The organism is Arthrobacter oryzae, from assembly GCF_030812315.1.
GTDB classification, from domain to species: domain Bacteria; phylum Actinomycetota; class Actinomycetes; order Actinomycetales; family Micrococcaceae; genus Arthrobacter; species Arthrobacter oryzae_B.
This window is the reverse complement of record NZ_JAUSSM010000005.1, coordinates 1-24515: the sequence shown is the minus strand read 5'-3', so window position 1 is coordinate 24515 and position 24515 is coordinate 1. Positions and strand designations below refer to the sequence as shown.

Sequence of the window (24515 nt, the reverse complement as noted above, 5' to 3'; positions counted from 1 at the left end):
GCCGTGCATTCCGGTCCGCAGGGTCCCGTGGCGTCGCATGAGGCCGGGCTGGTCAGTGTGGCGTTTCGGGTTATGTCGCGTATTTCATGCGGCGGGTTTAGAGTCAATGTATGCAGCAATCGCACCACGTTCCGGGTTTTACGGTCCGGTTGGCTGACCCGGGAGCCGGCCAGCCGGCGGACAGCGCCACGCCCGCGGAAGCGGCCCGCGGGAAGGGCTTTCGAGAGCGCCGCAGGAACCGGCACGGCCGCGGCCTGCGCGGCGAACTGATGCTGCCCACTCTGCCCGGATACCGCACCCGCTCGGACCGCTTTGACGAGATGGTCCTGGACTCCGCCCAGCGGCTGCACGACATCTGGGGAAAGCCCCTGGACGGCGTCAGGTTTGCCGTAGACGAGATCCCGCAAGGCCTGGAACAACTGGTTGCGGACCGGTCCCCCGCGCCCATGGGACTGTATGAACCCGCCACCGCCGATGAAGGTCCGGTGATCACGCTCTATCGCCGGGTCATCGAGAACGCCTGCTCCAGCCGTGAAGAACTCCAGGACCTGGTGCACGACGTCGTGGTGGAACGCACCGCCGAAATGCTGGGTGTCGCGCCGGAAACACTGGACCCCGTGTACCGGCGCCGCTACTAGCCTCCGGCTAGTAGCCCAGCTTTACCGCAACCTGCTCCTGGCCCGCAGCGCCGGGGGCCACTGCGACCGTTGCGATGTCCGCGCGCCCGTCCTGCTCCAGCAGCACCGTTCCGTACGCGGCATCGCCGGATGCTGACACAACGTACCCGAGCACGTCAGCCCCGCCCACTTCGCCCGGAACCTTGATGAGGGCCGTGGTACCGCCGGCGAGGTCCGCGGTGGCGGCCGTGCGGACCTTGCCGTCGGCCGTGATCGGCGTATAGGTGATCTTGGCCCGGTCATCGGGCGCCCCCAGGACCAGGTACCGCTCTCCGCTGCGCGGCACCGCGACCACATGCTGGCTGCCGAGCCTGGCGGACGACGGCGACCACGCGAAGTCCGTGGCGCTCTCCGACTTCTGGCCGCGTGTGACCCGAACAGCGGCGGCGAACGAGACATCGGCGCTGGCTGCGACGGTGTACTGGCCGGCCGGGACACCAGCCAGGGAGACCTCGGTCACGGATCCGCCCTTGGCCGTGACAACGCCGCCGCCTGGCAGTGCCTTTTGCCCGTCGCGCCCGTAGAGCTTGATCTCCACCACGGCATCGGCCGGACCGGGAACAGCGATCTGCAGGGCCGCCGCGGCGTCGGCAAACCCCTGTTTGGCGGTGAGGGCTTTGGCGGAAGCCGGATCCTGGATATCCACCCCGGACATCACCTGCCGGGTTGCGGGGGCCGCCCCCGGCACAATGAAGTCCACGCCGCCGGGAGTGAGTCCGCGAAGGGTGCTTTGCTGGATGACAGCGGTAACCGGTCCCCCGGCACTGCGGGCATGGATGCTCAGTTTTTCCTGGTCCGGAGCCAGGCCGGCCAGGACGATTGAACGGGTGGTCCCTGGCGCCACCAGCAGCCCCCTGCTGCCGGGCGCCTGGATCTGGCCCTGCGCACCGTACAGGTCCAGGCTGACGGTGGCCGGGGTGCTGGAGGCGTTGCTGAGGTTCAGTACCGCGGTCCGGCCCAGCGCAGTGTTCGCGCCCACCAGCCACAGATCGTTGGACGGCGGCTGGCAGCCTGCGGCGGCGGACCCCTGGAGGTCACCGTCGGTGGCGGTGTAATTCATGACGGCTCCGGCCGTGGCCTGCTGGTTGCCCACGGCGTCCGCGCTCAGGACACTGACGGAATCCACTGCCCGCTGGGAAACAACCCCTGCCAGCAGTGCGGCAGGCGTGGCCGCGGCGGTGGGGGTGCCGGGGTCCTTGGCGATTTCGGCAAGCGCAGTGCCGTTCAGTTCGGCCAGCCTGCTGCCGGGCAGCACACCGGCATTGGTGCTCAGCACGGCGGCATTGACGAGGGTCCTGGCAGTAGCCGACTCCGGGCTGAACTGCGGATCGGTGCCCACGGGAGTGCCTTCCAACAGCCTGGCCGGGCCAGGGCAGATCCCCACATTGCTTCCCGCAGGGACTGCCGTCAGCGGCGCTTCGAGCCGGCGGCTGCCGGCGCTCTGGGGCGCCATCGATGCCGCGGCAACCAAGGTGCCGGCGGCGGCCACGATCGCCACTGCGGAGGCGATCCCGGCAACCCTTCCGCGGACGGAATTTCCTCGTCCGGAATTTCCAGGTCCGGAGGTTCCGCGTCCGCTGAGCCGCTTCAGGCCGGCGGCCAACGGAGCAGCCCCTCCGGCGTTGGCGTCTGTGTCAGAGATCGCCGCTGCGTCGTGGGCATCCGCGTCAAAGTCGTTCACCGGGGCTCCAGTGCCCGTCGCGGAGGCTACGTCGTCCCGGGTGGGTTCCGGCACGCCGTCGTTCTCGTCCTTATGCATGCTGATGTTCCTTACGCAGGGAGCCTTCGTCCCGGGAGAGGCCGGTGTTCGGCCGGCGGGCTGGCATGGGGACTGCCAGCAGTACCGTCAGACCGATGACCACTGCCTGGCCGACGGCGGTCCACGCTGCCCAGGGGCTCTCGTAACGGATGGTGAGCTGGCCGGCCTGGGCTGGGAGGGTGAATGCTTGGGACCAGCCGGACGCCGTGGACGTCAGGCGCCGGCCGTCCATCCATGCGGACCATCCCGGATCAGCGCGTTCGGCGAGGACCACGAGCCGGCCTTCAGGGCCATCCGGGACAGCGGCGTCAACAGTTTCCAGGCCGGACGGCAGGAGCCCGACCGCAGCGCCGGAGCCGTCAACGATGCGCACCCGGTGGGCTACGTCCGCGGCGTCAATGACCGGCTGGTTGAGCGGGCTGATCCGCCAGAGCCAGCCGACGTTGGTTTGCCCCACGGCCACAAGCCCGGGCACGGCATCCATCCTGCTGGCGGTCAGCTGCGCAGCGGTGTCCGCGGCCCGGAGGACAACGAATCCTGCTCCCAGGCGTTCAAGTTCGGGTCGCGGGTCAACGCCCTGGCCGGCGACCACTGTGGCCACAACGCTGCGCAGGGCTGCCGTGACGGCGTCGTCGTCCCTGACGGTTTCCTGGCCGGGGTCGCCCATGATGTTGCGGGCGGCAGCGATGGTGGACAGCCCGTCCAGGGTGGTTCCGGCGCCCCTCACGATGGAGGCATCAAAGGTGCCGTCCTCCGCCGTGTCGATGACCAGCGTCCGTGCCTGCTCCGGACCCTGGCCGCGGTCGATCGCCGTGGCCGGAAGCGTGCGGGCAGCCGTGGGCGCAATCTGCCGGGCGGTTCCCAGAGGTGCGGTTCCCGCCGTCGCAGGGGCAGCCCCGGACGCCGACTGCAGAAGGTTCTGGGCGGCCCAGGCGGTCAGGCCGGCCACGGGTCCGGCGAGGAGCAGCACCATGGCAAGGACGGACACGGACTTGAGGGCGATCCTGCGGGCGGACGGGACAGCAGCCGGCTTCTCCGCGAAGCAGAGAAGTCCGTCGGCCCCGATCAGGGCGGCGCCCAGCAGCACGAATCCGGCCGCGGACACGGCAGGACCCGTGAAGGGCGTGACGAGGGTGTCGGCGCTGGCACCGGTGGCGACGTGGCCCGCGAGCCAGCCGCAGGCGAGGATGATCAGGCCTGCTACCCACAAGGCACGGGCGACGCGGGTGCGCTTGCCCGGGACAAAGAGTGCCGCCGTCGCAAGGGCCAGGACCGGGGCCCCGATCAGGAGGGCCAGCAGCAGGGCCCACGGGACAGCGGATCCGTCGAACACGGGAAGGCCGGCCAGGCCGCCGTCGGCATCGAAATGGAGCGGCTGACCCAGAATCTGCTGCCACAACGGCGCGGCGTCAAAGCCGAGCGGCACGCCGGGGTCTGCCAGCATTGCCCGGGGACGGTCGAGGATAGAGATACCAAACGGAACAAATAGTGCGGCGCTGGGAAGCAGGGCCCACCATACGGTGCGGCCGCGCCTGCCTAGAAAGATCCCGGCCAGGACAACCACGACGGCGGACGGAAGCAGCAGCGACGGTGCCGCTGCTGCCACAACGGCAAGGGCCAGGCCGGCGGCCGCAGCGGCCGTCCAGGACGGGGTTCCGTTGACGCCCGGTTTGGCGGGGGGCTTTTCCATGAACCGCCGGTCCCCTGCTTCGGGAACGGCAAAGCGGCCGTGCCCCCGGGCGGTGCCGGTGGCGCGCAGCAGCGCCAGGACCAGCAGCGGCATCATGATGTGGGCAATGAGTGCGCCAAGTCGCCCTTGGTTCAGCGCGATCTGCAGGGCGGGCGCTCCGCCCCACACGAGGGCGGCGACGAGGCGGAACCGCCGCCGCGTGGTCAGGCCGCCCGCGGCGAACCACGCAGTGAGGCCGGAGAGCGGCATGGCCAGCAGCAGAAGCCACGCCAGGGCGCTGTTCGCATCCCCGCCGCCGGCCAGGCCAAGGATCCACAGGAGAAAGGCGAAGGGGTCGCCGTGGCCCGGCATTCCGGCGCCCAGCCCGATCCACCAGCTGGTGGCGTGGTGCCAAATGTCCGAAACCCTCGAGGAGAGCGGAATCAGCGCCCCGCCGGACACGGCTTCGGCGCGGAAAAATCCGGAGAGCCCAATCAGCGAGGCCGCAGCCGTCAGGAACACGGCAAGCACGGCACCGCTGCCCACCCAGCCGCGATCGGAGGTGGTCAGTGCGGCGAAATCGTCCGTGGAGTCGCCGCTCGGCTGCTCGGCCAGCGGATCGGCCCTGGCGGCGTCCTCGGTCGAATCGTCGGAACCCAGGGCTTCAATGAGGGAACGCCGGTGGGCCCAGACCTCGCGCCGCGGGGTCTGGAGCCCTTTGATGACCGAGCGGCGGATCTTCCGAGTGCGTGCTGCCTCGCGGCGTCCGCGGATCACGGAGCGGGGCCTGCCCAGTGCAACGAACGTTGCGGTGAGCTGGGAGAATCCGTGGCCGGGGTCCTTGACAGCAATGCTCAGGACGAGCTTGAAGAGGCTCCCCAGCAGCGCCCCTGCCGCATGCAGCGGCACCTTCCAAAGCACCGCGTGCTTGAGGCGCAGGTGAACCTGGGCCTTGCGGGCGGCGCTGGCGCTGCCCAGCGCATGCGGCCGGTGCGAAACATGGAACATCCGCGCCGTCGGCACCACCACCACGCGGTGTCCGGCCAGCCGGTTGCGCCAGCAGAAGTCGACGTCGTCCCCGGTGCCGGGCAGGCCTGGGTCAAAGCCGCCCAGTTCCTCCCAGACGTCCCGGCGCACCAGCATGCCGGCGGAGTTGACCGCAAAAGTGTCGCTGCGGCCGTCGTACTGCCCCTGGTCGAGTTCGTCCGCCTCGATGAGGGTCAGCCGCTCAGCCCAGCGGCTGGTGGAAAGCCCGACATCGATCAGGCGCCGTCTGGCGTGCCAGTCCAGCTGTTTGCAGCCTGCCACGGTCACCGACGGTGCCCGCTCCACGGCATGCAGGAGTTCGGCAAGGGCTTCCGGGGCGGGGGCTGCATCGTCGTGCAGCAGCCAGACCCACTCCGTGTCGGCCCCGGGCCGTTCCGGGTCCCAAGGGGCGAGGGCAGCCAGTCCGGCCTTGACAGCGTCCCCCATCCCGCCCCTCCCCTGCTGGAAGGTAGTGACATTGGCTTCGCCGAACGCGTCATCAAGCAGAGCCACGGAATTGTCTCGTGAGCCGGTGTCGACGCCGATGAAGGCGTCCACCGGACGGGTCTGCTCCGACAAAGCCGCCAGGGTCGTGGGGAGATAGTCACCGCCGTTGTGGGCGACCACAACGGCGGTGACGTGTACTACTTGAAGAATTAGACTGCCCGCTTCCTCAGCCGACGGCGCTCGCGTTCGGAGAGGCCTCCCCAAATGCCAAAGCGTTCGTCGTTCGACAGCGCGTATTCCAGGCACTGTGAGCGTACGTTGCAGGCGCCGCAGACTTTCTTGGCGTCACGGGTGGAGCCTCCCTTTTCGGGAAAAAAAGCCTCCGGATCTGTCTGTGCGCAGAGCGCGTCCGTCTGCCACCCAAGTTCGCCTTCGTCGTCGAAGTCCTGTTGGAAGGGAAGGCCGATCCAGACCGGCTGCGCGGTGGTTCCCGAATGAAGGGTCTGCAGTTCCATCGGAGGATCATGCAGATCGTTGTCCTGGTCCGGATTGCCTGCCAGGAGCGCTTCATGCGCTGCCAGGAAGGCGGTGGCCTGGTCCTGCAGTGAATCTTTGGTGCTTTGGTTGTACCGCTCGGCAGCATCCGGATCGGCCGGATCTACATACCAATCGCTTGGCACGCCCCGTGAACGGTATTTTGCCGACGCCTGACCGGCGACGACGGCATCTTCATGGATACGCTCAACTTGCCCCATTATGGCGTCCCTCCTGATGTTGCTGCCCCTGCCTGCATACCTGGACACTCGGTTGTGTGGCCCGTATTGCGCAATGGCTTTCGATAACTAATTACACGTGTGTAAGTCGTTGGGAGTCAAGCGGCAGCGGGATAATAATCAACTCGGAGCACAATCCGCCGCCACGCCACGCCCGGGGTTTTTCGGCCGACTCGCCGGGATCTCCGCGATTTTGACAGCCTACTGACTAGTTTTCTGTGAATTTTCCGGGAATTCCGGGATTTCCGCCGTCCGCGCCTCATTTAAGCTAACAAAGTTAGTTATCGACGCGTGGCAGAGATCACATGACGCTTGATGCTCTCCCCGGCTCACCCCGGCTTCCCACCGCCCCCAAACTGACCTCCCGCGCGTGCAGGCGCCGTGGCAAGATGTTGGCATGAGCATACCGGCGATCGATTTGATGACTGCACTGCGGTCCGGCCACTCCACGTCCCCGCGACTGACCTGGTACGGACCCGACGCCGAGAGGGTGGAGCTGTCCGGCCGCGTCCTGGACAACTGGGTCGCCAAGACCAGCAACCTGCTGCAGGACGAGCTCGACGCCGAACCCGGGATGCGGCTGCGGCTGGATCTTCCCGCGCACTGGAAGTCCATGATCCTGGCCCTTGCCGCGTGGCAACTCGGGATGGAGGTCGTCCTGGACTCCGGCGACGCCGAACTGCTCGCCACACACTCGCCGGAATCCGGCTACCCGGAATCGGCGTTCGACGCCGTTATTGCCGTCCCGCTTCCCGCACTCGCCATGCGCTGGCCCGGAGAGCTGCCTCCCGGCGTCGTCGATTTTGGCTCAGAGGTCCGCTCACATGGTGATGTATTTATGGCGCATGAGGACCCGGATGGTTCGGCGCGGGCAATCGTGTCATCCACCGGCACCGCTTACGCACACTCAGACCTGCTCGAAGGCTTCGCGGCTGCCCACGACGCCGGGGTGCGTCTGCTGGTCCGGGCCGCGGACGGCCTCGAGGCGGCGCTCGTCCAGTCAGTGGGCGCCTGGCATAACGGCGGTTCCGTCGTGCTGGTCCACGCTGACGTCAAGGTGACAGACAAGCTCCTCAGCGACGAACGCGTGCAGGGAGAATAATCCCCGCTAGTTCATGCGGGGCGGGCTGGGGAGGTCCGGATCCTTCAGCCTTGCCTCCGGCTCGCCGCCGGGAACGTGGACTGCATGCTTGTTCTGGTGGTGGTGCAGCTCGATGATCTCGTGGTCATGCGAGAATGCCGGCTCTTCGTCGAGTTCCTTGTTGAAGACGAGGAACCGGTATGCGAAGAAGCGGACCACGGTGGCCACCAGGATGCCCGCCACACCGGCAAGGAACAGCATGTTCTTGTCCGTGACGCCGAACGAGTATTTGGCCAGTGCCGTGAACCCGGTGGAAATGCCGATGCCGATGCCGTTGATCAGGATGAACATAAAGAACTCGCGGATCACGTTATCCTGGCGGCGGTGCCGGAAGGTCCAGAACCGGTTGGCGATCCAGGAGAAGATCGTGGCCACCGAGGCGCCCACGAACCTGGCTTTGGCCTCGCTGTCGGACATCGGGCCGTGCATCAGGAAGTACGTCAGGCCGTTGTCGATAACGAAGGCGACACCGCCGACGGCGCCGAACTTTGCCACCTCACGCCAGAAAAGTGAGGCGAGTCCGCGCAAACGTTCTGCAAGTGTGTAAATCATGACCCTCCATGGCCGTCTGAGATTTCCGGCCACAGGGCCAAGAACCCATTTTAGCCCGAAAAGGCTGGGAGCAGTCCCGACGGCCCTGCAGCACAGGACTGCGCGGGCATCGAAATGACGCAAATTCCGGGCCGAAACGATGCGGACGCCCGTAACGCCTCTGCTCTTCTGTAGGCTGGCTCTTGTGACTTTTCCAGTAATCGGCGTAGTTGGCGGCGGCCAACTTGCCCGCATGATGGCCCCCGCCGCAACGGCCCTGGGCTTTGAACTCCGTGTCCTGGCCGAAGGCGAGGACGTATCCGCAGTCTCCGCTGTGCCGACGTCGCCGGTAGGTGACTACAAGGACCTTGACGCCCTGCTGGAGTTCTCCAAGGGGCTGGACGTCATGACGTTTGATCATGAGCACGTCCCCAACGACCACCTGCGGGCCCTCCAGGAGGCCGGTGTCAATGTGCAGCCCGGCCCGGATGCCCTGGTCCACGCACAGGACAAGCTGGTGATGCGTGCCGCCATTGACAGGCTGGAGCTGCCGAACCCCGTATGGGCCTCGGTGGCCGACGTCGATGCCTTGGTTGCTTTTGGCGAGAAGACCGGCTGGCCCGTGGTGCTGAAGACGCCGCGCGGCGGCTATGACGGCAAGGGCGTCCGCATCGTCGGGTCGGCAGCCGAAGCCGCGGACACCGCGGACTGGTTCGAGGCCATGGCCCCCCTGCTGGCTGAAGCCAAGGTGGAGTTCAGCCGGGAGCTTTCAGCGCTCGTTGCCAGGACTCCGGATGGTGAATCCCGCGCATGGCCCGTAGTCCACACCATCCAGGTGGACGGCGTCTGCGACGAAGTAATTGCCCCCGCCCAGGACATCCCCCTCGAAGTGGCCGCAGCAGCCGAAGACGCGGCAATCCGCATCGCCAACGAACTCGGGGTCACCGGTGTCATGGCCGTGGAACTCTTCGAAACTCCGGGTGTTGGCTCCGGCTTCCTGATCAACGAACTCGCAATGCGTCCGCACAACACCGGGCACTGGACCCAGGACGGGTCTGTAACGAGCCAGTTCGAGCAGCACCTGCGGGCGGTCCTGAACCTGCCCCTCGGCGCCACGGACGCCTTGGGCCCGGTAGTGGTTATGAAGAATTTCCTCGGCGGCGAGAACCAGGAGCTGTACTCTGCCTTTCCCCAGGCCATGGCCACAGAGCCCGCCGCGAAGATCCATTGCTATGGCAAGTCGGTCCGGCCCGGCAGGAAGATCGGCCACGTCAACCTGGTGGGGGCTTCGGCATCTGACGTTGATTCGGTCCGGCAGCGTGCCACGATCGTCGCAAGCATCATCCGTGACGGCCGGACGCCGGCCCGAACGTCGCAAGACTCCGAGGAGACCGCATGAGCACCCGCACAGCTTCAATCCACGCCGCTGACTCAGATTCAGCCGCGCCGATCGTGGGCCTTGTTATGGGTTCGGATTCGGACTGGCCGGTCATGGAGGCCGCTGCTGAGGCCCTGGCCGAATTTGGCATCCCCTTCGAAGCGGATGTGGTTTCGGCCCACCGGATGCCGACGGAAATGATCCGCTATGGCCAGACCGCCCACGAGCGCGGGCTGCGCGTCATCATTGCCGGCGCCGGCGGCGCTGCGCACCTGCCCGGCATGCTCGCCTCTGTGACCCCGCTGCCGGTCATCGGAGTTCCCGTCCCGCTTAAGACGCTCGACGGCATGGACTCGCTGCTGTCCATCGTCCAGATGCCCGCCGGCGTTCCGGTGGCCACCGTTTCGATCGCAGGCGCCCGCAACGCGGGGCTTCTTGCCGTCCGCATGCTGGCCTCAGGGACGGACGACCTAGCCGTCCGCCTGCGGGGCGACCTGATCGAATTCGCCCAGGAGCTCAACGACGTCGCCACCCGAAAGGGCGCGAACCTGCGCCACAAAGTCAGTGAAGTATTCTCCGACGGCAACGTCGTTCTCCGGGGCAGCCGTTAGGAATCAACAGATGACCACCAGCCAATCCCGTCCACAGGCGCCGCAGCCGGCCCTAACGGACCCCGTCCGTAACCCCTTGAACGCTCCGGCGCCCGTCAGGACAAAGCGTGCGTTTGTCCTGCTGCTGCTGACCCTGTTTGTCCCGGGCAGCGCCCAGATCGTGGCTGGCGACCGCAAGCTTGGAAGGATCGCCCTCCGGGTGACACTCGCCGTCTGGGGCCTGGCGATCGCGGCGCTGGTGCTGTTACTGACCAACCGCACCCTGCTGATCGGCATCCTCACCAACACGGTGGCCTCACTCCTGATCATCATCATCCTCGTTGCGCTCGCACTGGGCTGGGCAGCGCTGTTCGTCAACACGCTCCGGCTCATCCGGCCGGTCCTGCTGGCACCCGGGATGCGGCCCATCGTCGGCGTCGCCCTGGTTCTGGCAATGGTGCTCAGCAGTGGCACCCTGGGATACGCGGCGTACGTGCTGAACGTGAGCCGGAACGCGATCGGCAGCATCTTCTCGGCCGGGCCCGCGATCGATCCGGTGGAAGGCCGCTACAACTTCCTGATGATGGGCGGCGACGCCGGCGACGACCGCACGGGCCGCCGTCCGGACAGCCTGTCCGTCCTCAGCGTCGACGCCAAGACCGGTCAGACCGCCATCATCTCAGTGCCGCGCAACCTGCAGAACGCACAGTTCAGCGAGGGCTCGCCGATGCGGCAGATCTACCCGGACGGCTATGACTGCGGCAACGACTGCCTCATCAACGCGATCAACACCGAAGTGACCAACGAACACGCGGATCTCTACCCCGGCGTCGCCGATCCCGGCGCCCAGGCGACCCTCGAGGCCGTGTCGGGTTCGCTGGGCATCACGGTCCAGGCCTACGTCCTGGTGGACATGGACGGGTTTGCGAAGCTTATCGACGCCATGGGCGGCATCAGGATCAAGGCCGGCGGCTGGGTGCCGCTGAGCGGCGACATGGTGGACGAGGCCAACGGCATCCACGGAATGCCCCTCGGCTGGATCCCGGCCGGCGAACAGCACCTGAACGGCTACCACGCCCTCTGGTACGGACGCTCCCGCGAATTCGTCGACGACTATGCCCGGATCCAGCGTCAGCAGTGCGTCCAGCAGGCCATGCTGAAGCAGCTCGACCCTGCAACGCTGCTCTCCAAGTTTGAAGACATCGCAAATGCGGGCACCAAGGTGGTCGACTCCAACATTTCCGCCAGCCAGCTAGGCAGCTTTGTGGATCTGGCCATGAAGGCCAAGGGCCAGGAGGTCAGCAGGCTGACCATCGGCCCGCCGGACTTCGACGCCTCGTTCTCCACAGTTCCGGACTTCGACCAGATCCACGAGAAGGTTGACCAACTGCTTGCCGCACAGTCCGAAAAGTCGGCTGGGGCAGCCGGGACTTCCGGCATGGAGGACAGCATCGTGCAGCCCGGAACGGCCCCGGGCCCGCTCATGGCGGCCGCACCGGCGGCTCCCCTGACCCAGCCGGCTCCGTCGCCGACGGCGTCGGACTTCACACCGGTGACCACCACCCCCGATGGCGAGCCCATCACGGAAGAGATGCTCAACCAGTTCAAGCGCGAGGGCAACGAGCAGGCAATCCGGGACCTCGTGGCCACCAACGGCCAGTGCCGCCCGCTTTAGGCGCCCTTTCCCAACTCCTCCCGCCGTCCAGGCGGCCAGCACGCATCGATGAATCTGCAGCAGCCAGCCTGCTGCAACGAGATAAGGACACCAGGCCGTGTACGAAATTGAGAATGTCCTCCGCCCCTACGCCTGGGGATCCACCACCGCGATCGCCGGCCTGCTGGGCAGGCAGGCCTCCGGCGGCCCGGAAGCGGAACTGTGGGTTGGCGCGCACCCGGACTCGCCGTCTGTGGCCACCCCGGCCGACGGCGGTCCGCTCGCATTGGATGAACTGATCAGTTCCGATCCCGAACACCATCTGGGCGGTGCCAGCGTGGCAGAGTTCGGCCCCCGCCTGCCGTTCCTGCTCAAGGTCCTGGCTGCCGAAAGTCCCCTCTCCCTTCAGGTGCACCCCACGCTGGAACAGGCCCGGGCGGGTTTTGCCCGCGAGGAGGCTGCCAGCGTCGACCGTTCCGCCGCAGAGCGGAACTACAAGGACGACAACCACAAGCCGGAGATGGTCTTCGCCCTCACGCCGTTCGAGGCGCTGTGCGGCTTCCGCCCGGCGCCTTCGTCCCGCGCGCTCTTCGAGCACCTGACGGCATCCATGCGCGAAATGTCCGTTGACGTTCCGCAGGTGTTCCTGGAGGTTGTCGAGGACCTCTCTGCCCCGGTTGAGCACGATGCCCTGAAAGCTGCTTTCACCAGGCTCATCGGTGGGGGCCACGCCGTTTCGCATGCGGTGCGCGAGCTCGTGGCGGCCCTCAAGGCAGGGCTGACGATGACCCCGTACCAGACCGAGCTGTCGACGGTTGTCAGCCTGCACGGCCACTACCCCGGCGATCCCGGGGTGCTCATCTCGCTGCTGCTGAACAGGATCTCGCTGTCCCCCGGCGAGGCCGTCTACCTGCCGGCGGGCAATATCCATGCATACCTGCACGGGCTCGGAATCGAGGTTATGGCTTCGTCGGACAACGTGCTCCGCGGCGGCCTCACGCCGAAGTTCGTGGACGTTCCCGAGCTCTTGGCCACCGTCGAGTTCGAGTCGGTGGGAGTGCCGATGCTGGACCCTGAGGTGTCTGCGCTGGGCCAGGAACTCTACCGGCCGCCGTTCCGCGAATTCCAGCTGCAGCGCATCGTGCTGGAGCCGGACGGCGGCGCCGTTCCGCTGGCGCAGTCCGGTGCCGCCGTCATCATCGTGGTGTCGGGCTCGGTCCTGCTGGACTCCCCCAAGGGCGACCTCCACCTGGACCGCGGGGCCAGCGCCTTCCTCCCCGCCGCGGAGGCTCCAATCAACGTACACCCGGTTGCCGGCACCAGCGAGGGCGCAGTCGCCTTTGCCGTGACCACGGCCGTCGGGTCCTGATCCGGTGGAATACTTCCTGCAGACCCCGCAGTGGGCGGATTTCCAGCGTTCCCTCGGGCGCACGGTACACGAACAATCGGGGCCGGGTTGGAGCTTTCTGGCGGTCGAGGAGAGGAATCCTGCGGGCAAGGTCCTCTACGCCCCGTACGGTCCGGTAGCGGCTTCCCTGGAAGCGTTCGACGACGCGCTGGCGGCCCTCGTGGCCGTGGCCCGAAAGAGCAGGGCAGCGTTTGTCCGGATTGAACCTGTCAGTGCCGGAATCGATACTGCTGCGTCCGAAACCGTGCTGCGGAGCCGCGGCCTGCAGCCCGCTCCGGTCAGCCAGCAGCCGGAACTGAGCTGGATCGTGGACCTCGAACAGGACTTCAAGGACATTCTGGCCGCCATGAAACCCGTGAACCGGAACCTCTACCGGAACATTCACAAGAAGGACGTGACTTTCCGGTCGTCGCAGGATCCGGAGGATATCCGCGTGCTGCTGAACTTCCTGCACATGACGGCCAAAAGGAGCGGGTTCAAGCCGCAGAGTGATGAGTACCTGAGCCAGGTGGCCCGTTCCCTCATGCCTGCGGGAGCGGCGACGCTGTTCATCGCCGAACGCCACGGCGGCCCCATCGCCGCTGCCCTTGCCTACGATTCCGCCGACACGCGTACCTACGCCCACGCGGCCCTGGACGACTCACACCGGAAGCTCAGTGCCGGCATACCGCTCCTGGTCACCCTCATGGCGGACGCCAAGGAAAAGGGCCTGAAATACGTGGACCTATGGGGTGTTGCCCCGGAGGACCAGCCGAACCACAAATGGGCCGGGTTCACGGCGTTCAAGAAGTCATTCGGAGGGCGGGAGATCGCCTACCCGGGCACCTGGGACCTGCCCGTGAAGAAGGTCCGCTACGGCGCCTACCAACTGGCAAGGAAGGCCCGCGAAAAGCTGCGCGCCCTCCGCAACTGACCCGGCCCTCGCTGCCCCGCTCCTTTCCCCCAGCGCGAACGGACACTTGAGGACCTCGCTGCCAGCGCGAACGGACACTTGAGTCCTTCGGAGCACGGCGGGCCGGGCCTCAAGTGTCCGTTCGCGCTTCTCCAAGAAGTCCCCCTGTGGATAACGCCTTCGAGCACGTTTGGCCGTTGCAGACTGGAGTGTGCCCAGAACACCTCTGCCGCAGGAACTGCTTAGCGGTTCCTTCACTGTTCACGCTGCCAGGGACCTCGGCGTCACCCGGAAGCGGCAGCGGCATCCCGACGTCGTCATCCCGTCGCGCGGTATCCGCATCCCTTTGACCGGAACCGGTGGCCCCGCAGCCAACCTCCGTGCCTACACAGAACTGGACGGCGCGTCAGTACTGACGCATCATTCGGGCGCCCGTGTTTGGGGGTGCGGACTTCCGGCCTGGATGCAGGAGGATTGGCGCATCCACGTTGCCCGGGAACGGGAGGGCAGCAAGCCGCGGCGCCGCAACGTTGTCGGTCACCGGATGACGTTCAAGGCAGGAGAAGTTGTAATGCACGACGGCGTCCGGGTCACCTCGCCGGCAAGGACGTGGCTTGACCTCGCCTCGCTCATGACCGTCGACGAACTGGTCGCGGCCGGTGACTCATTGGTCTGTGCACACGGCCCGAACTTTCCAAGGCCGAAAACGGCACTTTGCAGCATTGAAGAACTACGCAGGATGGTGGCTGCGCACCCGGGAATGCGAGGGATGAAGACGGCACGCCTCGCGCTGCCTGAAATCCGCGTGGGTGCCGACTCCCCACAGGAAACCCGGATGAGGATGATCCTGGCCGGTTCCCGGCTGGGTGAACCCACGCTCAATTACGTCATCATGAATGGCTGGGGGCAGCCAGCCGTTTGGCCTGATGCGGCCTATCCACAGCAACGGATCGCGTTGCAGTACGACGGCGCGCACCACGCCGACCCGGGGCAAGCCCGCAGCGACGCGCGCCGGCAGGGCGTAACTGAGCAACTGGGCTGGCGGGAAGTCAGGGTCTTCAAGGAGGATCTCGACGGCGACAAACCGTTTCTGGTCGAAAAGGTCAAGGCAGCGATCAGGTTTCGGGATGAACGGCAATCATCGACGCCGACAGGCACCTGAGGCCCCGAATCGCCAGGATTCAGGGCCTCAAGTGTCCGTTCGCGCTCAACGACGGACGTTCCGTAAAACGGAGGGACTAGCTCTTGCGGGCGTAGCCTTCCCACTTGCTGGCCTGGTGCTCGCCGTCCACGAAGCGGATGGTGCCGGACTTGGACCGCATGACGATCGACTGCGTGAGGACCTTGTCCTTGGAGTAACGCACGCCCTTGAGGAGGTCGCCGTCGGTGATGCCCGTGGCCGCGAAGTAGCAGTTGTCGCTGGAGACGAGGTCGTTGGTGGAAAGCACACGCTCGAGGTCGTGGCCGGCGTCGATGGCCTTCTGCTTCTCGTCATCGCTCGTGGGCCAGAGGCGGCCCTGGATGACGCCGCCGAGGGACTTGATGGCGCAGGCCGCCACGATGCCTTCCGGCGTTCCGCCGATGCCCATGAGCGCGTCAACGCCGGTGCCGGAGCGGGCTGCAGCGATGGCGCCGGCGACGTCGCCGTCCATAATGAACTTGGTCCGGGCACCGGCTTCGCGGATTTCCTCCACGAGGGGACGGTGGCGGTCCCGGTCCAGGATCATGACGTTCAGCTGGTTGACCTTGACGCCCTTCGCCTTGGCGATCAAGTGCAGGTTCTGCTTGACGGGGAGCCGCAGGTCGACCATGTCCGCCGCTTCCGGGCCCGTGACGAGCTTCTCCATGTAGAACACGGCGGAGGGGTCGAACATGGAGCCGCGCTCGGCGACGGCCAGGACGGCGAGGGCGTTGTTGATGCCCAGGGCAGTCAGGCGGGTTCCGTCGATGGGGTCGACGGCGACATCGCACTCGGGGCCGGTGCCGTCGCCTACGTGCTCGCCATTGAAAAGCATGGGAGCTTCGTCCTTCTCGCCTTCACCGATGACCACAACACCATTGAAGTGGACGGTCTGGAGGAAGGAACGCATGGCGTCGACTGCTGCGCCGTCAGCCTTGTTCTTGTCGCCGAAGCCTACCCAGTGGCCACCGGCGATTGCCGCGGCTTCGGTGACGCGGACAAGTTCCAGGGCAAGGTTTCGGTCCGGCTCGTCAATGCCAACGGCAAGCGACGGGGAAATCGTGGAATACTGCTGGGTCATAGGCGCTGGTGACACGTGAACCTCTTCTTCGAGTGGCGATCATTGAACCCGTGCGGCCGGTATCAGTCCGTCACGGTGATTCCTCTGGTACTGATCATAGTCGCGGGAGCATCCGAAGGTCATGGGATGACCACCCCGTGAAACGCGGCGTTTCCTCACCGGCGGAATGGCACGAATGTGAGAACAGCGTTCACATGGGCGACTATAGAAGCGTGAGCGAAACGCAGGACAAGTCCACCCCCGAGTCCCAGACGCCCAGCACCGGCTCCCCCGCGGGCACCGCCGGCGCTGCCGATGCACCCGTGGTTAAGCCCGTTATCCGCGCTGCGGCGGCGAAAAGGGCCAACGCCTCGGTCATCGGGATGATCATCGCCCTGGTCGTGAGTGTCGCCGCATTTCTCCCCATCGTCTTGATGAACCCTTCGCCGAAGTCCGACGGTTACCGGCCCAACGTCAACGTCAGCGCCGTCGCCCAGAACGCCGCAGGTGTGGCGGGATTCACACCTGTGGCGCCCGAAGCCGGCGACACATTCAGTCCGAATTACGCGCGCTGGGAGTCCGGAACGGGCAGCGGGGTGCCCGTGTGGGAGGTTGGCTACCTCACGCCCAAGGAATCCTTCATCGGCCTCGTCCAGACCGCGCGGGCTAATCCCACCTGGCTTCTGCAGCAGACGAAGAATGCCCCGGTCACGGGAAGCCGCAACGCCGGGGGCCTCGATTGGGAACTCCGGGATACAGGCAAAGGCGAGAAGAGCATGGTGCTCGAGCACAAGGGCACCACCGTCGTCCTGACAGGCACGGCGCAACTGGACGAGTTCGCGGTCCTGGCGGACGCCGTCGTGAAGTCGCTGGAAAGTAACCCGGCCGCAACGGTTTCACCCTCGGCCTCCCCTTCACCGTAAAGTGGCCCCGTGGCTACTTACCTGACTCCCGCGCTGGCTTGGCGGCGACTGCGCGAAGGAAATGAACGCTTCGTCGCCGGCGAATCCTCCCATCCCAACCAGGACGCGTCCCGGCGTTCCTCACTCGTTGAGAATCAGCACCCATTCGCTGTTATCTTCGGCTGCTCGGACTCCCGGCTTGCGGCGGAAATCATCTTTGACCTCGGCCTGGGGGACGCCTTCGTGGTCCGCACCGCCGGCCAGGTGATTGACGACGCCGTGCTGGGCTCGCTTGAATACAGCATCGGCGTGCTCGGCGTTCCGCTGATCGTGGTCCTCGGACACGACAGCTGCGGCGCCGTCAGCGCCACAAAGACGGCCGTTGAAACGGGCAAGATGCCGGTCGGCTTCATACGCGACCTCGTCGAGCGGATCACACCGTCCGTCCTGACCTCCCTCCGCAACAACGAGACCGAGGTCAACGACATGGTGGTGGAGCACGTCAAGCAGACTTCGCAGCGGCTGGTCGACAGCTCGCGTGTGATTTCCACCGCAATTGAGACCGGGCGCGCCGCAGTCATCGGCCTGTCTTACAGCCTCGCGGAGGGCCGGGCGGACCTCGTTTCGGGAATCGGCGACCTCTAAGGGACTACCGCCGTCGGCGCCTTCCGGCGCCGACGCAAGCCCTTCACGGTTTTAGTCCCGGCCGCCAATCGCCCTAAGCTAGCCCCATGACTTCCACTGAAGAATTCCGCATTGAACATGACACGATGGGCGAAGTCCGCGTCCCCGTGAACGCCCTGTACCGTGCACAGACGCAGCGTGCAGTTGAAAACTTCCCCATTTCCGGCAAGACCCTGGAACGCGCACACATCGAGGCCCTCGCCCGGGTCAAGAAGGCTGCCGCCCAGGCCAACGCAGAACTTGGAGTGCTCGACGGCGAGCTGGCCAAGGCGATCGCGGATGCCGCCGATGAGGTTGCCGCCGGGAAGTACGACGGCGATTTCCCCATCGACGTCTTCCAAACCGGCTCCGGCACGTCCTCCAACATGAACACCAACGAGGTCCTCGCTGAACTTGCCACCCGTGCCCTCAAGGCCGCCGGAAGCGACAAGGTGGTCCACCCCAACGACCACGTCAACGCCTCGCAGTCCTCCAACGACGTCTTCCCGACGTCGGTGCACGTTGCAGCCACATCGGCCCTGATCAACGACCTCATCCCGGCCCTCGGCTACCTCGCCGAGTCGCTGGAGCGCAAGGCCGTGGAGTTCAAGGACGTTGTGAAGTCCGGCCGTACGCACCTCATGGATGCCACCCCGGTGACGCTGGGCCAGGAGTTCGGCGGCTACGCCGCCCAGGTCCGCTACGGCATCGAGCGCATCAACGCCTCCCTCCCCCGCGTCGCTGAAGTTCCCCTCGGCGGAACCGCCGTGGGCACCGGCATCAACACTCCTGCCGGGTTCCCCGAGCGCGTCATCGAACTGCTCGCCACCGATACCGGCCTGCCGCTGACCGAAGCACGCGACCACTTCGAGGCCCAGGCCAACCGCGACGGCCTCATCGAAGCCTCCAGCCAGCTGCGCAACATCGCGATCTCCTTCATGAAGATCAACAACGACCTCCGCTGGATGGGCTCCGGTCCCAACACCGGCCTCGGCGAAATCGCCATCCCGGACCTCCAGCCGGGCTCCTCGATCATGCCGGGCAAGGTCAACCCCGTCATCTGCGAGGCGTCCATCATGGTCTGCGCCCAGGTCATCGGCAACGACACCGCCATTGCCTGGTCCGGAACCAACGGCGCCTTCGAACTGAACGTGGGCATCCCCGTGATGGCAGCCAACCTGCTCGAGTCGGTGCGCCTGCTGGCCAACACCAGCCGCGTCATGGCCGACAAGATGATCGACGGCATCACCGCCAATGTGGAGCGCGCACGCTTCCTCGCCGAGGCCTCGCCGTCCATCGTCACGCCGCTGAACAAGTTCATCGGCTACGAAAACGCCGCCAAGATCGCCAAGAAGGCCGTGGCCGAGGGCCTCACCATCCGTGAGACCGTCGTGGCCATGGGCTTCCTGGAGCGCGGCGAGCTGACCGAAGAGCAGCTGGACACCGCCCTTGACGTCATGTCCATGACCCGCCCGCCGCACAAGGCCTAGTTTCCCAGAAGTACGACGGCGGCCGCCCACCTTCCCAGCGAAGGCGGGCGGCCGCCGTCGTTCTCTGCAGTTTTTGTCCAAACGAAGGGACTTAGAGGCCCACGAGCCCCCATTATCTGGACAAAAACTCTAAGCAGGAAAACCTAAATTTGCACTCATTCTGAATGAGTGCAAAACTTTACTTTGTGAATAATAGTGCAACTAGTGACGGCGGGCTGCGGGAGCGCAAGCGGGCAGCCACGCGCGGTTCCATCAGCGCCATCGCCCGGTCGCTGACGGCCGAACGGGGCCTCAACGGCTACACCGTCGAGGAAGTGTGTGAACAGGCCGGCATCTCCCGCCGGACGTTCTTCAACTACTTCCCGTCGAAGGAGGACGCCATCCTCGGCCACGTCGACGACGAGCTCCCCGAGGAGATCTTCACCGACTTCATCCGCGGCGGCGCCGGCTCCGGTTCCGGTTCCGGCATGATCTCACCCACCCTCCTCCAGGACCTGGTCGAGTTGGCCCTGAAGATGTCCGAACGGATGAGTTCCTCCGAAGAGGAGACGCGGCAGCTGATCGGCGTCATCAAGAAAGAGCCCCAGCTGATGCTCAAAATCATCGGAGCCACGGAGGAACGCGAAGCCCACTTTGCCCGCGTCCTCGCCGCCCGCGAAGGTGTGGCCCCGGACCATCCGGTGGTACGGATGGCTGTCGTGGCCATGGGCAGCATTGCCCGGCACACCAGCATGGCCTACTTCTCCGAAGGCAACGCCCGGTCCTACCAGGACCTGCTGCTGGAAAACATCTCCTCGGCGCGGCTGCTCTTCTCGCAGCCCCTCAACACCCCAGAACAACCCTCCGCAGAAGGACCCCAATGAGCACCGCCGTCAGTCCCAAGGCTGCAGCCGAGCCGCTGCTGCTGACCCAGAAACGCATCTGGATCACCTTCTCGGCCCTGATCGCCGGGATGCTGCTCTCCAGCCTGGACCAGACCATCGTCTCCACCGCGATGCCCACCATCGTGGGCAAGCTCGGCGGCGTGGAACACCAGGCCTGGATCACCACCGCCTACCTGCTGGCCACCACCATCGTGATGCCCATCTACGGCAAGTTCGGTGACGTCCTGGGCCGCCGCAACCTGTTCCTGGTAGCCATCGCGCTGTTCACCCTCGCCTCGGTGGGCTGCGCCTTCGCCACCGATTTCTGGGGCTTCGTGATTTTCCGCGCCATCCAGGGCCTCGGCGGCGGCGGCCTGATGATCCTCTCGCAGGCCATCATCGCAGACATCGTTCCGGCCAAGGACCGCGGCAAGTACATGGGCCCGCTTGGGGCCATCTTCGGCCTCTCCGCCGTCGCCGGCCCCCTGCTGGGCGGCTACTTCGTAGACCACCTGACGTGGGAGTGGGCCTTCTACATCAACATCCCCATCGGCATCGCCGCGTTCGCCATCGCGTGGTTCACCCTGACCCTGCCGAACAAGAAGGCCGAGAAGCGGATCGATATCCTCGGCGTCCTGCTGCTTTCCGCGGCCACCACGTGCCTCATCTTCTTCACCGACTTCGGCGGCAAGAAGGACGAAGGCTGGGATTCGCCGCTGACCTGGGCGTTCGGTGCCGGCCTGGTGGTGGCAGCTGCCGCCTTCGTCATGGTGGAACGCCGGGCCGAAGATCCCATCATCCCGCTGGGCCTGTTCAAGAACCGGATCTTCGTGAACTCCACCGCCATCGGCTTCACCCTGGGCCTTGGCATGTTCGCCGCCATCGCGTTCGTCCCGACGTTCCTGCAGATGTCCTCCGGGACCTCCGCCGCCGAATCCGGGCTGCTCATGCTGCCCATGATGGCGGGCCTCATGGGCATGGCCATCTACTCAGGCATCCGGATCTCCAAGACCGGCAAGTACAAGATGTTCCCCATCATGGGCGCTGCCCTCACGATGGCCGCCATGCTGTGGCTGACCACCCTGACGGCCGACACCCCCATCTGGGTGATCTGCGTCCAGCTCTTCGTGTTCGGCGCCGGCCTGGGCTCCATCATGCAGGTCATCGTCCTGGTGGTGCAGAACTCCGTACCTGCGGAACAGATCGGCACGGCCACCAGCACCAACAACTACTTCCGCGAAGTGGGCGCCTCCCTCGGCGTGGCCGTGTTCGGCTCCATCTTCACTTCACGGCTCGCCGAGTCCCTGACCAACGCCTTCACCGGGGCCGGCGCTTCCGCCGACCAGGCCGCGCAGTCCACCCAGACGCTGGACCCGCAGGCCCTGAGCCAGCTACCGGAACAGCTCCGGGACGCCATCGTGAACGCATACGCGGACTCGCTGGCACCGGTGTTCTGGTACCTGCTGCCGTTCCTGGGCATCGCGCTGGTGCTGGCCCTGACCCTGAAGCAGATCCCCCTCTCTGACACGGCCGGCATGGTGGCCCGCGGCGAGGCTGTGGGCGGCGAAGAAGCTGAGCGCCTCGAAGCCGAACGCGTCGAAGCTGACAGGCAGTCCGCCACCGTTTAGAGCACCAACGGCCAGGAGTGCGCTGCCGGAGGCTCAGGGTTCGTAGTGGACCGAGTCCTCCGGCAGCATCGCCCGTCGGATGCATTCCCGGTCTCCGGGCCTGAGCTCCGGCAGCCCGTCCAGTGGAAACCAGCCCACGGCCAGGGATTCGTCGTCGTTAACGCGCGCTTCGCCGGAGACGTGGCGGCAGCGGAACACGATGTCCAGGAAGTCGCACACGTCGCCGTTGGGGAAGGTCACGGGGCCCACAACGCCCACCGACACCAGACGCTCCGTTTCGGCCACGACGGCGGTCTCCTCGAAGATCTCCCGCACCAGGCCGGGCGCGGGGTGCTCGCCGGGTTCCAGCATTCCGGAGATCAGGGCCCACCTGCCGTTGTCCGAGCGCTGGCCCAGCAGGACGTGGCCGTCGTCGTTGAAAACTACTCCCCGCACGGCGGGAACCCACAGCGGGTCATGGCCTATTTTTTCGCGGAGTCTGAGGACGAAATCAGGTGCTGGCATACGTTCAGCCTAACCTCAGCAGGGATCGCCCAGACTCTCAGCCCGCAGGCAGCAGCAGCATCGCGGCGGCCGTACCGGCCAGCATAAAGGGGCCGAACGGGATGTCCGATTTGAGCGTTCCGCGGCGGGCGGCGAGCAGGCCAAGGCTCCAGAGGCCGCCCAGAAGGAACGCGGCGAAGGTCCCGGCGAACACGTGCCCCCAGCCGAGGTAGCCGAGGTACATGCCCAGCACCCCTGCGAGTTTCACGTCGCCGAACCCCATCCCGGGCGGATAGACCATTCGCAGGATGAAGTAGAAAAGCCACAGCACCGCTCCCCCGGCCAGGATCCGAACCCCGGGGAGCCCGAAAAGCCGGGCGGCGCCGTCGGGCACAGCCTCGACGTCGGCGCCGGATACCAGCACCGTGGCCGCCGCTGCCAGCAGCAGCACGCCTCCCACGGCGTAGGACGGGAACACAATCCTGTTGGGCAGCAGGTGGTGCCTGACGTCGATGACGGTAAGCCGCACGGCCATCACGCCGAAGTAGGCGCAGGCCGCCAGCACCAGCCAAAAGGCCAGCGGGGTGGATTCCCAAAGTTCGCCCAGTCGTTGGATCACCCTCGGATGCTACTGGATTTTCCCGCCCCGCCGCTGAGCCCGCGCGTAAACTGTGGATATGTCGACATGGGACGCGAGGCGCCAGGGGGAAACCGGTCAGCAGAATGGGCCCGCAGACATGGCCATGAAGTTCCGGAACCTCTGCCGTTCCTCGCCCTGGAAGTGGCAAACCCTCCGATTCGAGTACGTCGACGGCCCTGACCCTGACCCGGACAACACCGTGCGTGCGTGGCTGCGCCGGCCCGGCGCCCTCAGGTTGGAGTCCGCGGCCGGTGTGGTGCTGCACAGCACCACGGGAATCAATGACTCAAAGGACGGGTTCTACGTCAGTTCCACCCGGAAGTCGTGGCTGTTGCCCCCGCAGTTGGTCACCCCCGTGTACGACGACGGCGGCCTGGTCCGGCGCCGCCCGGAAGCCGCCTACGGCGAGCCCTGCTTCGGTAACGGACACTTCGCCGCGGCGCTGGATCCGGTGGAACTGGCCGGCAACGCCCCGGTTCCCATCGAATTTCCGAACACCAACGCGGTGGAACTCGGCACCATCACCGCCGTGGACCATGAGGGGCGCCCCGCACTGGAAACCATCGTGGTTCCCAATGCCGCCTACACCCCGTCAGACCACGAAGCGCCGCTGTGCCGGCCGGGCCGCAACCTCGTCCGGATCGACCTCGCCACCGGAGTGTGCGTTTCAAGCCGCTCCCTGGAGGACGAACGGAAGGACTTCGGCCACTGGCTCCGGATCCTGGCCGTGGACGAGTACATGCTGGATGACCTCTTCCTCGCGGAATCCATGAACCTGACCGACGTCCGCCGCCACATCAGCTGGGACATCTCCCCGCGGCGTGTGACTGGTTGAGCGCTGCACAGAGGCTAAGCTTCCCTGATGACCGACCTCTCCGACATCTGGCCGCCCCTGGGCCTCACCCTGACGACACCCCGGCTGGTAATGAGGCCGATCCGGGACGACGACATCCCTGCGGCCGTCGAAGCTGCGCTCTCGGGCATCAGCGAACCAGGCCGCAGCCCCTTCAGCACGCCGTGGAACGAATTTCCCGCCGAGAAACTGGCCCCCAACATGGCGCAGTGGTACTGGCGCTGCCGTGCCGGGGTTACTCCCGAAGCCTGGACGATGCTCCTGGGCGTCTGGCACGACGGCCAGATCATCGGCTGCCAGGACATTGAGGCCAAGGATTTCGGAATCCTGCGCACGGTCACGACGGGCTCCTGGCTCAGGAAGTCCGTGCACGGCCGGGGCATGGGCAAGGAAATGCGGGCCGCCGTCGTCAGCTACGCCTTCGACTACCTGAAAGCGGAGGTCGCAGAGTCCGAGGCAGCCGCCTGGAACGAAAAATCCCTGGGCGTCTCCCGGTCCCTCGGTTACGAACTCAACGGTGTGGCCCGCAGGTCCTGGGCTGGCATCAGGCAGGACGTCCAAATGGTCCGAGTCACCCCGGAATCATTCAAGCGCCCCGACTGGACCCTGAAGGTGGAAGGCCACGAAGCGACTGCCAAGTACTTGGGGCTCTAGCAGCGGACGACGGCGAAGGGGCCGGGGGGGGGGGGGGGGGCCCCCCCCCCCCCCCCCCCCCACACCCCGCCATGATGAGCACCAAAACAACCCTATAGAAGAGGAACCCGCACGGGCGGCCCGGCGCCGCCCCGGGGGGGGGTTGGGGGGACGA

General features: G+C 66.2%; 22 protein-coding genes. 15 read left to right on the top strand and 7 right to left on the bottom strand.

The window, feature by feature from the left end:
• Window positions 1–110: 110 nt before the first annotated feature.
• Window positions 111–638 carry a metallopeptidase family protein gene (locus tag J2S97_RS11355; RefSeq protein ID WP_307049419.1) on the top strand — a complete coding sequence of 176 codons (528 nt, stop codon included), beginning with the start codon at window positions 111–113 and terminating at the stop codon, window positions 636–638.
• A 7-nt stretch (window positions 639–645) separates the two neighbouring features.
• On the opposite strand, the gene J2S97_RS11350 is transcribed toward J2S97_RS11355, so the two are convergent.
• Genes J2S97_RS11350 through J2S97_RS11340 form a run of 3 tightly spaced genes read right to left on the bottom strand, consistent with a single transcriptional unit; the run spans window position 646 to window position 6333 of the window.
• Window positions 646–2436: a DUF5719 family protein gene (locus J2S97_RS11350; protein ID WP_307049418.1), complete on the bottom strand. Its 1791-nt coding sequence runs from the start codon at window positions 2434–2436 to the stop codon at window positions 646–648.
• Entirely contained in the window at window positions 2429–5758 is a 3330-nt protein-coding gene (locus tag J2S97_RS11345) for a glycosyltransferase (RefSeq protein WP_373460546.1), read from the bottom strand. Before J2S97_RS11345 ends, J2S97_RS11350 begins: the two co-directional genes overlap by 8 nt.
• 29 nt (window positions 5759–5787) lie before the next feature.
• Entirely contained in the window at window positions 5788–6333 is a 546-nt protein-coding gene (locus J2S97_RS11340) for a WhiB family transcriptional regulator (protein WP_307049416.1), read from the bottom strand.
• Window positions 6334–6748: 415 nt separating this feature from the next.
• On the opposite strand from J2S97_RS11340, the gene J2S97_RS11335 reads away from it, so the two are divergent.
• Window positions 6749–7453, top strand: a complete 705-nt coding sequence (locus J2S97_RS11335; protein WP_307049414.1) for a TIGR03089 family protein — start codon at window positions 6749–6751, stop codon at window positions 7451–7453.
• Between the two features lie 6 nt (window positions 7454–7459).
• On the opposite strand, the gene J2S97_RS11330 is transcribed toward J2S97_RS11335, so the two are convergent.
• The gene (locus J2S97_RS11330) at window positions 7460–8044 is read right to left on the bottom strand and encodes a GtrA family protein (protein ID WP_307049412.1); all 585 of its coding nucleotides are present in this window, start codon (window positions 8042–8044) and stop codon (window positions 7460–7462) included.
• A gap of 184 nt (window positions 8045–8228) precedes the next feature.
• Here J2S97_RS11330 and J2S97_RS11325 point away from each other — a divergent pair, with 184 nt between their 5' ends.
• The 6 genes from J2S97_RS11325 (at window position 8229) to J2S97_RS11300 (ending at window position 15107) form a co-directional block, all read left to right on the top strand.
• Window positions 8229–9422: a 5-(carboxyamino)imidazole ribonucleotide synthase gene (locus J2S97_RS11325; protein ID WP_307049410.1), complete on the top strand. Its 1194-nt coding sequence runs from the start codon at window positions 8229–8231 to the stop codon at window positions 9420–9422.
• Complete coding sequence (gene purE, locus J2S97_RS11320) at window positions 9419–10012, top strand: 5-(carboxyamino)imidazole ribonucleotide mutase (RefSeq protein WP_307049409.1); 594 nt, start codon at window positions 9419–9421, stop codon at window positions 10010–10012. The genes J2S97_RS11325 and purE overlap by 4 nt, the downstream gene beginning before the upstream one ends.
• Window positions 10013–10022: 10 nt before the next feature.
• Window positions 10023–11666, top strand: coding sequence for an LCP family protein (locus tag J2S97_RS11315; RefSeq protein WP_307049406.1), 1644 nt, complete (start codon window positions 10023–10025; stop codon window positions 11664–11666).
• A gap of 97 nt (window positions 11667–11763) precedes the next feature.
• Window positions 11764–13014 (top strand): mannose-6-phosphate isomerase, class I, encoded by a 1251-nt coding sequence (gene manA, locus J2S97_RS11310; protein WP_307049405.1) that lies wholly within the window; start codon window positions 11764–11766, stop codon window positions 13012–13014.
• A gap of 4 nt (window positions 13015–13018) precedes the next feature.
• A complete protein-coding gene (locus J2S97_RS11305; RefSeq protein ID WP_307049403.1) occupies window positions 13019–13966 on the top strand; it encodes a lipid II:glycine glycyltransferase FemX in 948 nt (315 codons plus the stop codon).
• A gap of 190 nt (window positions 13967–14156) precedes the next feature.
• Window positions 14157–15107: an endonuclease domain-containing protein gene (locus J2S97_RS11300; RefSeq protein ID WP_307049402.1), complete on the top strand. Its 951-nt coding sequence runs from the start codon at window positions 14157–14159 to the stop codon at window positions 15105–15107.
• Window positions 15108–15183: 76 nt separating this feature from the next.
• Here the strand turns inward: J2S97_RS11300 and glpX are convergent, their stop codons facing one another.
• The gene (gene glpX, locus J2S97_RS11295; protein WP_175417425.1) at window positions 15184–16206 is read right to left on the bottom strand and encodes a class II fructose-bisphosphatase; all 1023 of its coding nucleotides are present in this window, start codon (window positions 16204–16206) and stop codon (window positions 15184–15186) included.
• Between the two features lie 194 nt (window positions 16207–16400).
• Between glpX and J2S97_RS11290 the strand changes: the two genes are divergently transcribed.
• The 5 genes from J2S97_RS11290 to J2S97_RS11270 all read left to right on the top strand — a co-directional run bounded on the left by J2S97_RS11290 (window position 16401) and on the right by J2S97_RS11270 (window position 21731).
• Window positions 16401–17108 (top strand): DUF4245 domain-containing protein, encoded by a 708-nt coding sequence (locus J2S97_RS11290; protein WP_307049400.1) that lies wholly within the window; start codon window positions 16401–16403, stop codon window positions 17106–17108.
• Window positions 17109–17117: 9 nt separating this feature from the next.
• Entirely contained in the window at window positions 17118–17732 is a 615-nt protein-coding gene (locus tag J2S97_RS11285) for a carbonic anhydrase (protein ID WP_307049398.1), read from the top strand.
• Window positions 17733–17818: 86 nt separating this feature from the next.
• Window positions 17819–19240, top strand: coding sequence for a class II fumarate hydratase (locus J2S97_RS11280; protein WP_307049396.1), 1422 nt, complete (start codon window positions 17819–17821; stop codon window positions 19238–19240).
• A gap of 185 nt (window positions 19241–19425) precedes the next feature.
• Window positions 19426–20103 (top strand): TetR/AcrR family transcriptional regulator, encoded by a 678-nt coding sequence (locus tag J2S97_RS11275; RefSeq protein WP_307049395.1) that lies wholly within the window; start codon window positions 19426–19428, stop codon window positions 20101–20103.
• Window positions 20100–21731 carry an MDR family MFS transporter gene (locus J2S97_RS11270; RefSeq protein WP_307049393.1) on the top strand — a complete coding sequence of 544 codons (1632 nt, stop codon included), beginning with the start codon at window positions 20100–20102 and terminating at the stop codon, window positions 21729–21731. Before J2S97_RS11275 ends, J2S97_RS11270 begins: the two co-directional genes overlap by 4 nt.
• A 33-nt stretch (window positions 21732–21764) precedes the next feature.
• On the opposite strand, the gene J2S97_RS11265 is transcribed toward J2S97_RS11270, so the two are convergent.
• Window positions 21765–22235: an NUDIX hydrolase gene (locus J2S97_RS11265; protein ID WP_307049391.1), complete on the bottom strand. Its 471-nt coding sequence runs from the start codon at window positions 22233–22235 to the stop codon at window positions 21765–21767.
• A gap of 37 nt (window positions 22236–22272) precedes the next feature.
• Entirely contained in the window at window positions 22273–22833 is a 561-nt protein-coding gene (locus J2S97_RS11260; RefSeq protein ID WP_307049389.1) for a prepilin peptidase, read from the bottom strand.
• A gap of 58 nt (window positions 22834–22891) precedes the next feature.
• On the opposite strand from J2S97_RS11260, the gene J2S97_RS11255 reads away from it, so the two are divergent.
• On the top strand, window positions 22892–23689 hold the full coding sequence (locus J2S97_RS11255; RefSeq protein WP_307049387.1) for a hypothetical protein: 798 nt from the start codon (window positions 22892–22894) through the stop codon (window positions 23687–23689).
• A 27-nt stretch (window positions 23690–23716) separates the two neighbouring features.
• Window positions 23717–24361, top strand: coding sequence for a GNAT family N-acetyltransferase (locus tag J2S97_RS11250; protein ID WP_307049385.1), 645 nt, complete (start codon window positions 23717–23719; stop codon window positions 24359–24361).
• Window positions 24362–24515 lie beyond the last annotated feature (154 nt).

Coding starts and splice junctions, on each gene's coding strand:
- J2S97_RS11355 (WP_307049419.1), top strand. CDS start 111: ATGCAGCAATCGCACCACGTTCCGGGTTTTACGGTCCGGTTGGCTGAC.
- J2S97_RS11350 (WP_307049418.1), bottom strand. CDS start 2,436: ATGCATAAGGACGAGAACGACGGCGTGCCGGAACCCACCCGGGACGAC.
- J2S97_RS11340 (WP_307049416.1), bottom strand. CDS start 6,333: ATGGGGCAAGTTGAGCGTATCCATGAAGATGCCGTCGTCGCCGGTCAG.
- J2S97_RS11335 (WP_307049414.1), top strand. CDS start 6,749: ATGAGCATACCGGCGATCGATTTGATGACTGCACTGCGGTCCGGCCAC.
- J2S97_RS11330 (WP_307049412.1), bottom strand. CDS start 8,044: ATGATTTACACACTTGCAGAACGTTTGCGCGGACTCGCCTCACTTTTC.
- purE (WP_307049409.1), top strand. CDS start 9,419: ATGAGCACCCGCACAGCTTCAATCCACGCCGCTGACTCAGATTCAGCC.
- J2S97_RS11315 (WP_307049406.1), top strand. CDS start 10,023: ATGACCACCAGCCAATCCCGTCCACAGGCGCCGCAGCCGGCCCTAACG.
- glpX (WP_175417425.1), bottom strand. CDS start 16,206: ATGACCCAGCAGTATTCCACGATTTCCCCGTCGCTTGCCGTTGGCATT.
- J2S97_RS11290 (WP_307049400.1), top strand. CDS start 16,401: ATGGGCGACTATAGAAGCGTGAGCGAAACGCAGGACAAGTCCACCCCC.
- J2S97_RS11280 (WP_307049396.1), top strand. CDS start 17,819: ATGACTTCCACTGAAGAATTCCGCATTGAACATGACACGATGGGCGAA.
- J2S97_RS11270 (WP_307049393.1), top strand. CDS start 20,100: ATGAGCACCGCCGTCAGTCCCAAGGCTGCAGCCGAGCCGCTGCTGCTG.
- J2S97_RS11265 (WP_307049391.1), bottom strand. CDS start 22,235: ATGCCAGCACCTGATTTCGTCCTCAGACTCCGCGAAAAAATAGGCCAT.
- J2S97_RS11255 (WP_307049387.1), top strand. CDS start 22,892: ATGTCGACATGGGACGCGAGGCGCCAGGGGGAAACCGGTCAGCAGAAT.
- J2S97_RS11250 (WP_307049385.1), top strand. CDS start 23,717: ATGACCGACCTCTCCGACATCTGGCCGCCCCTGGGCCTCACCCTGACG.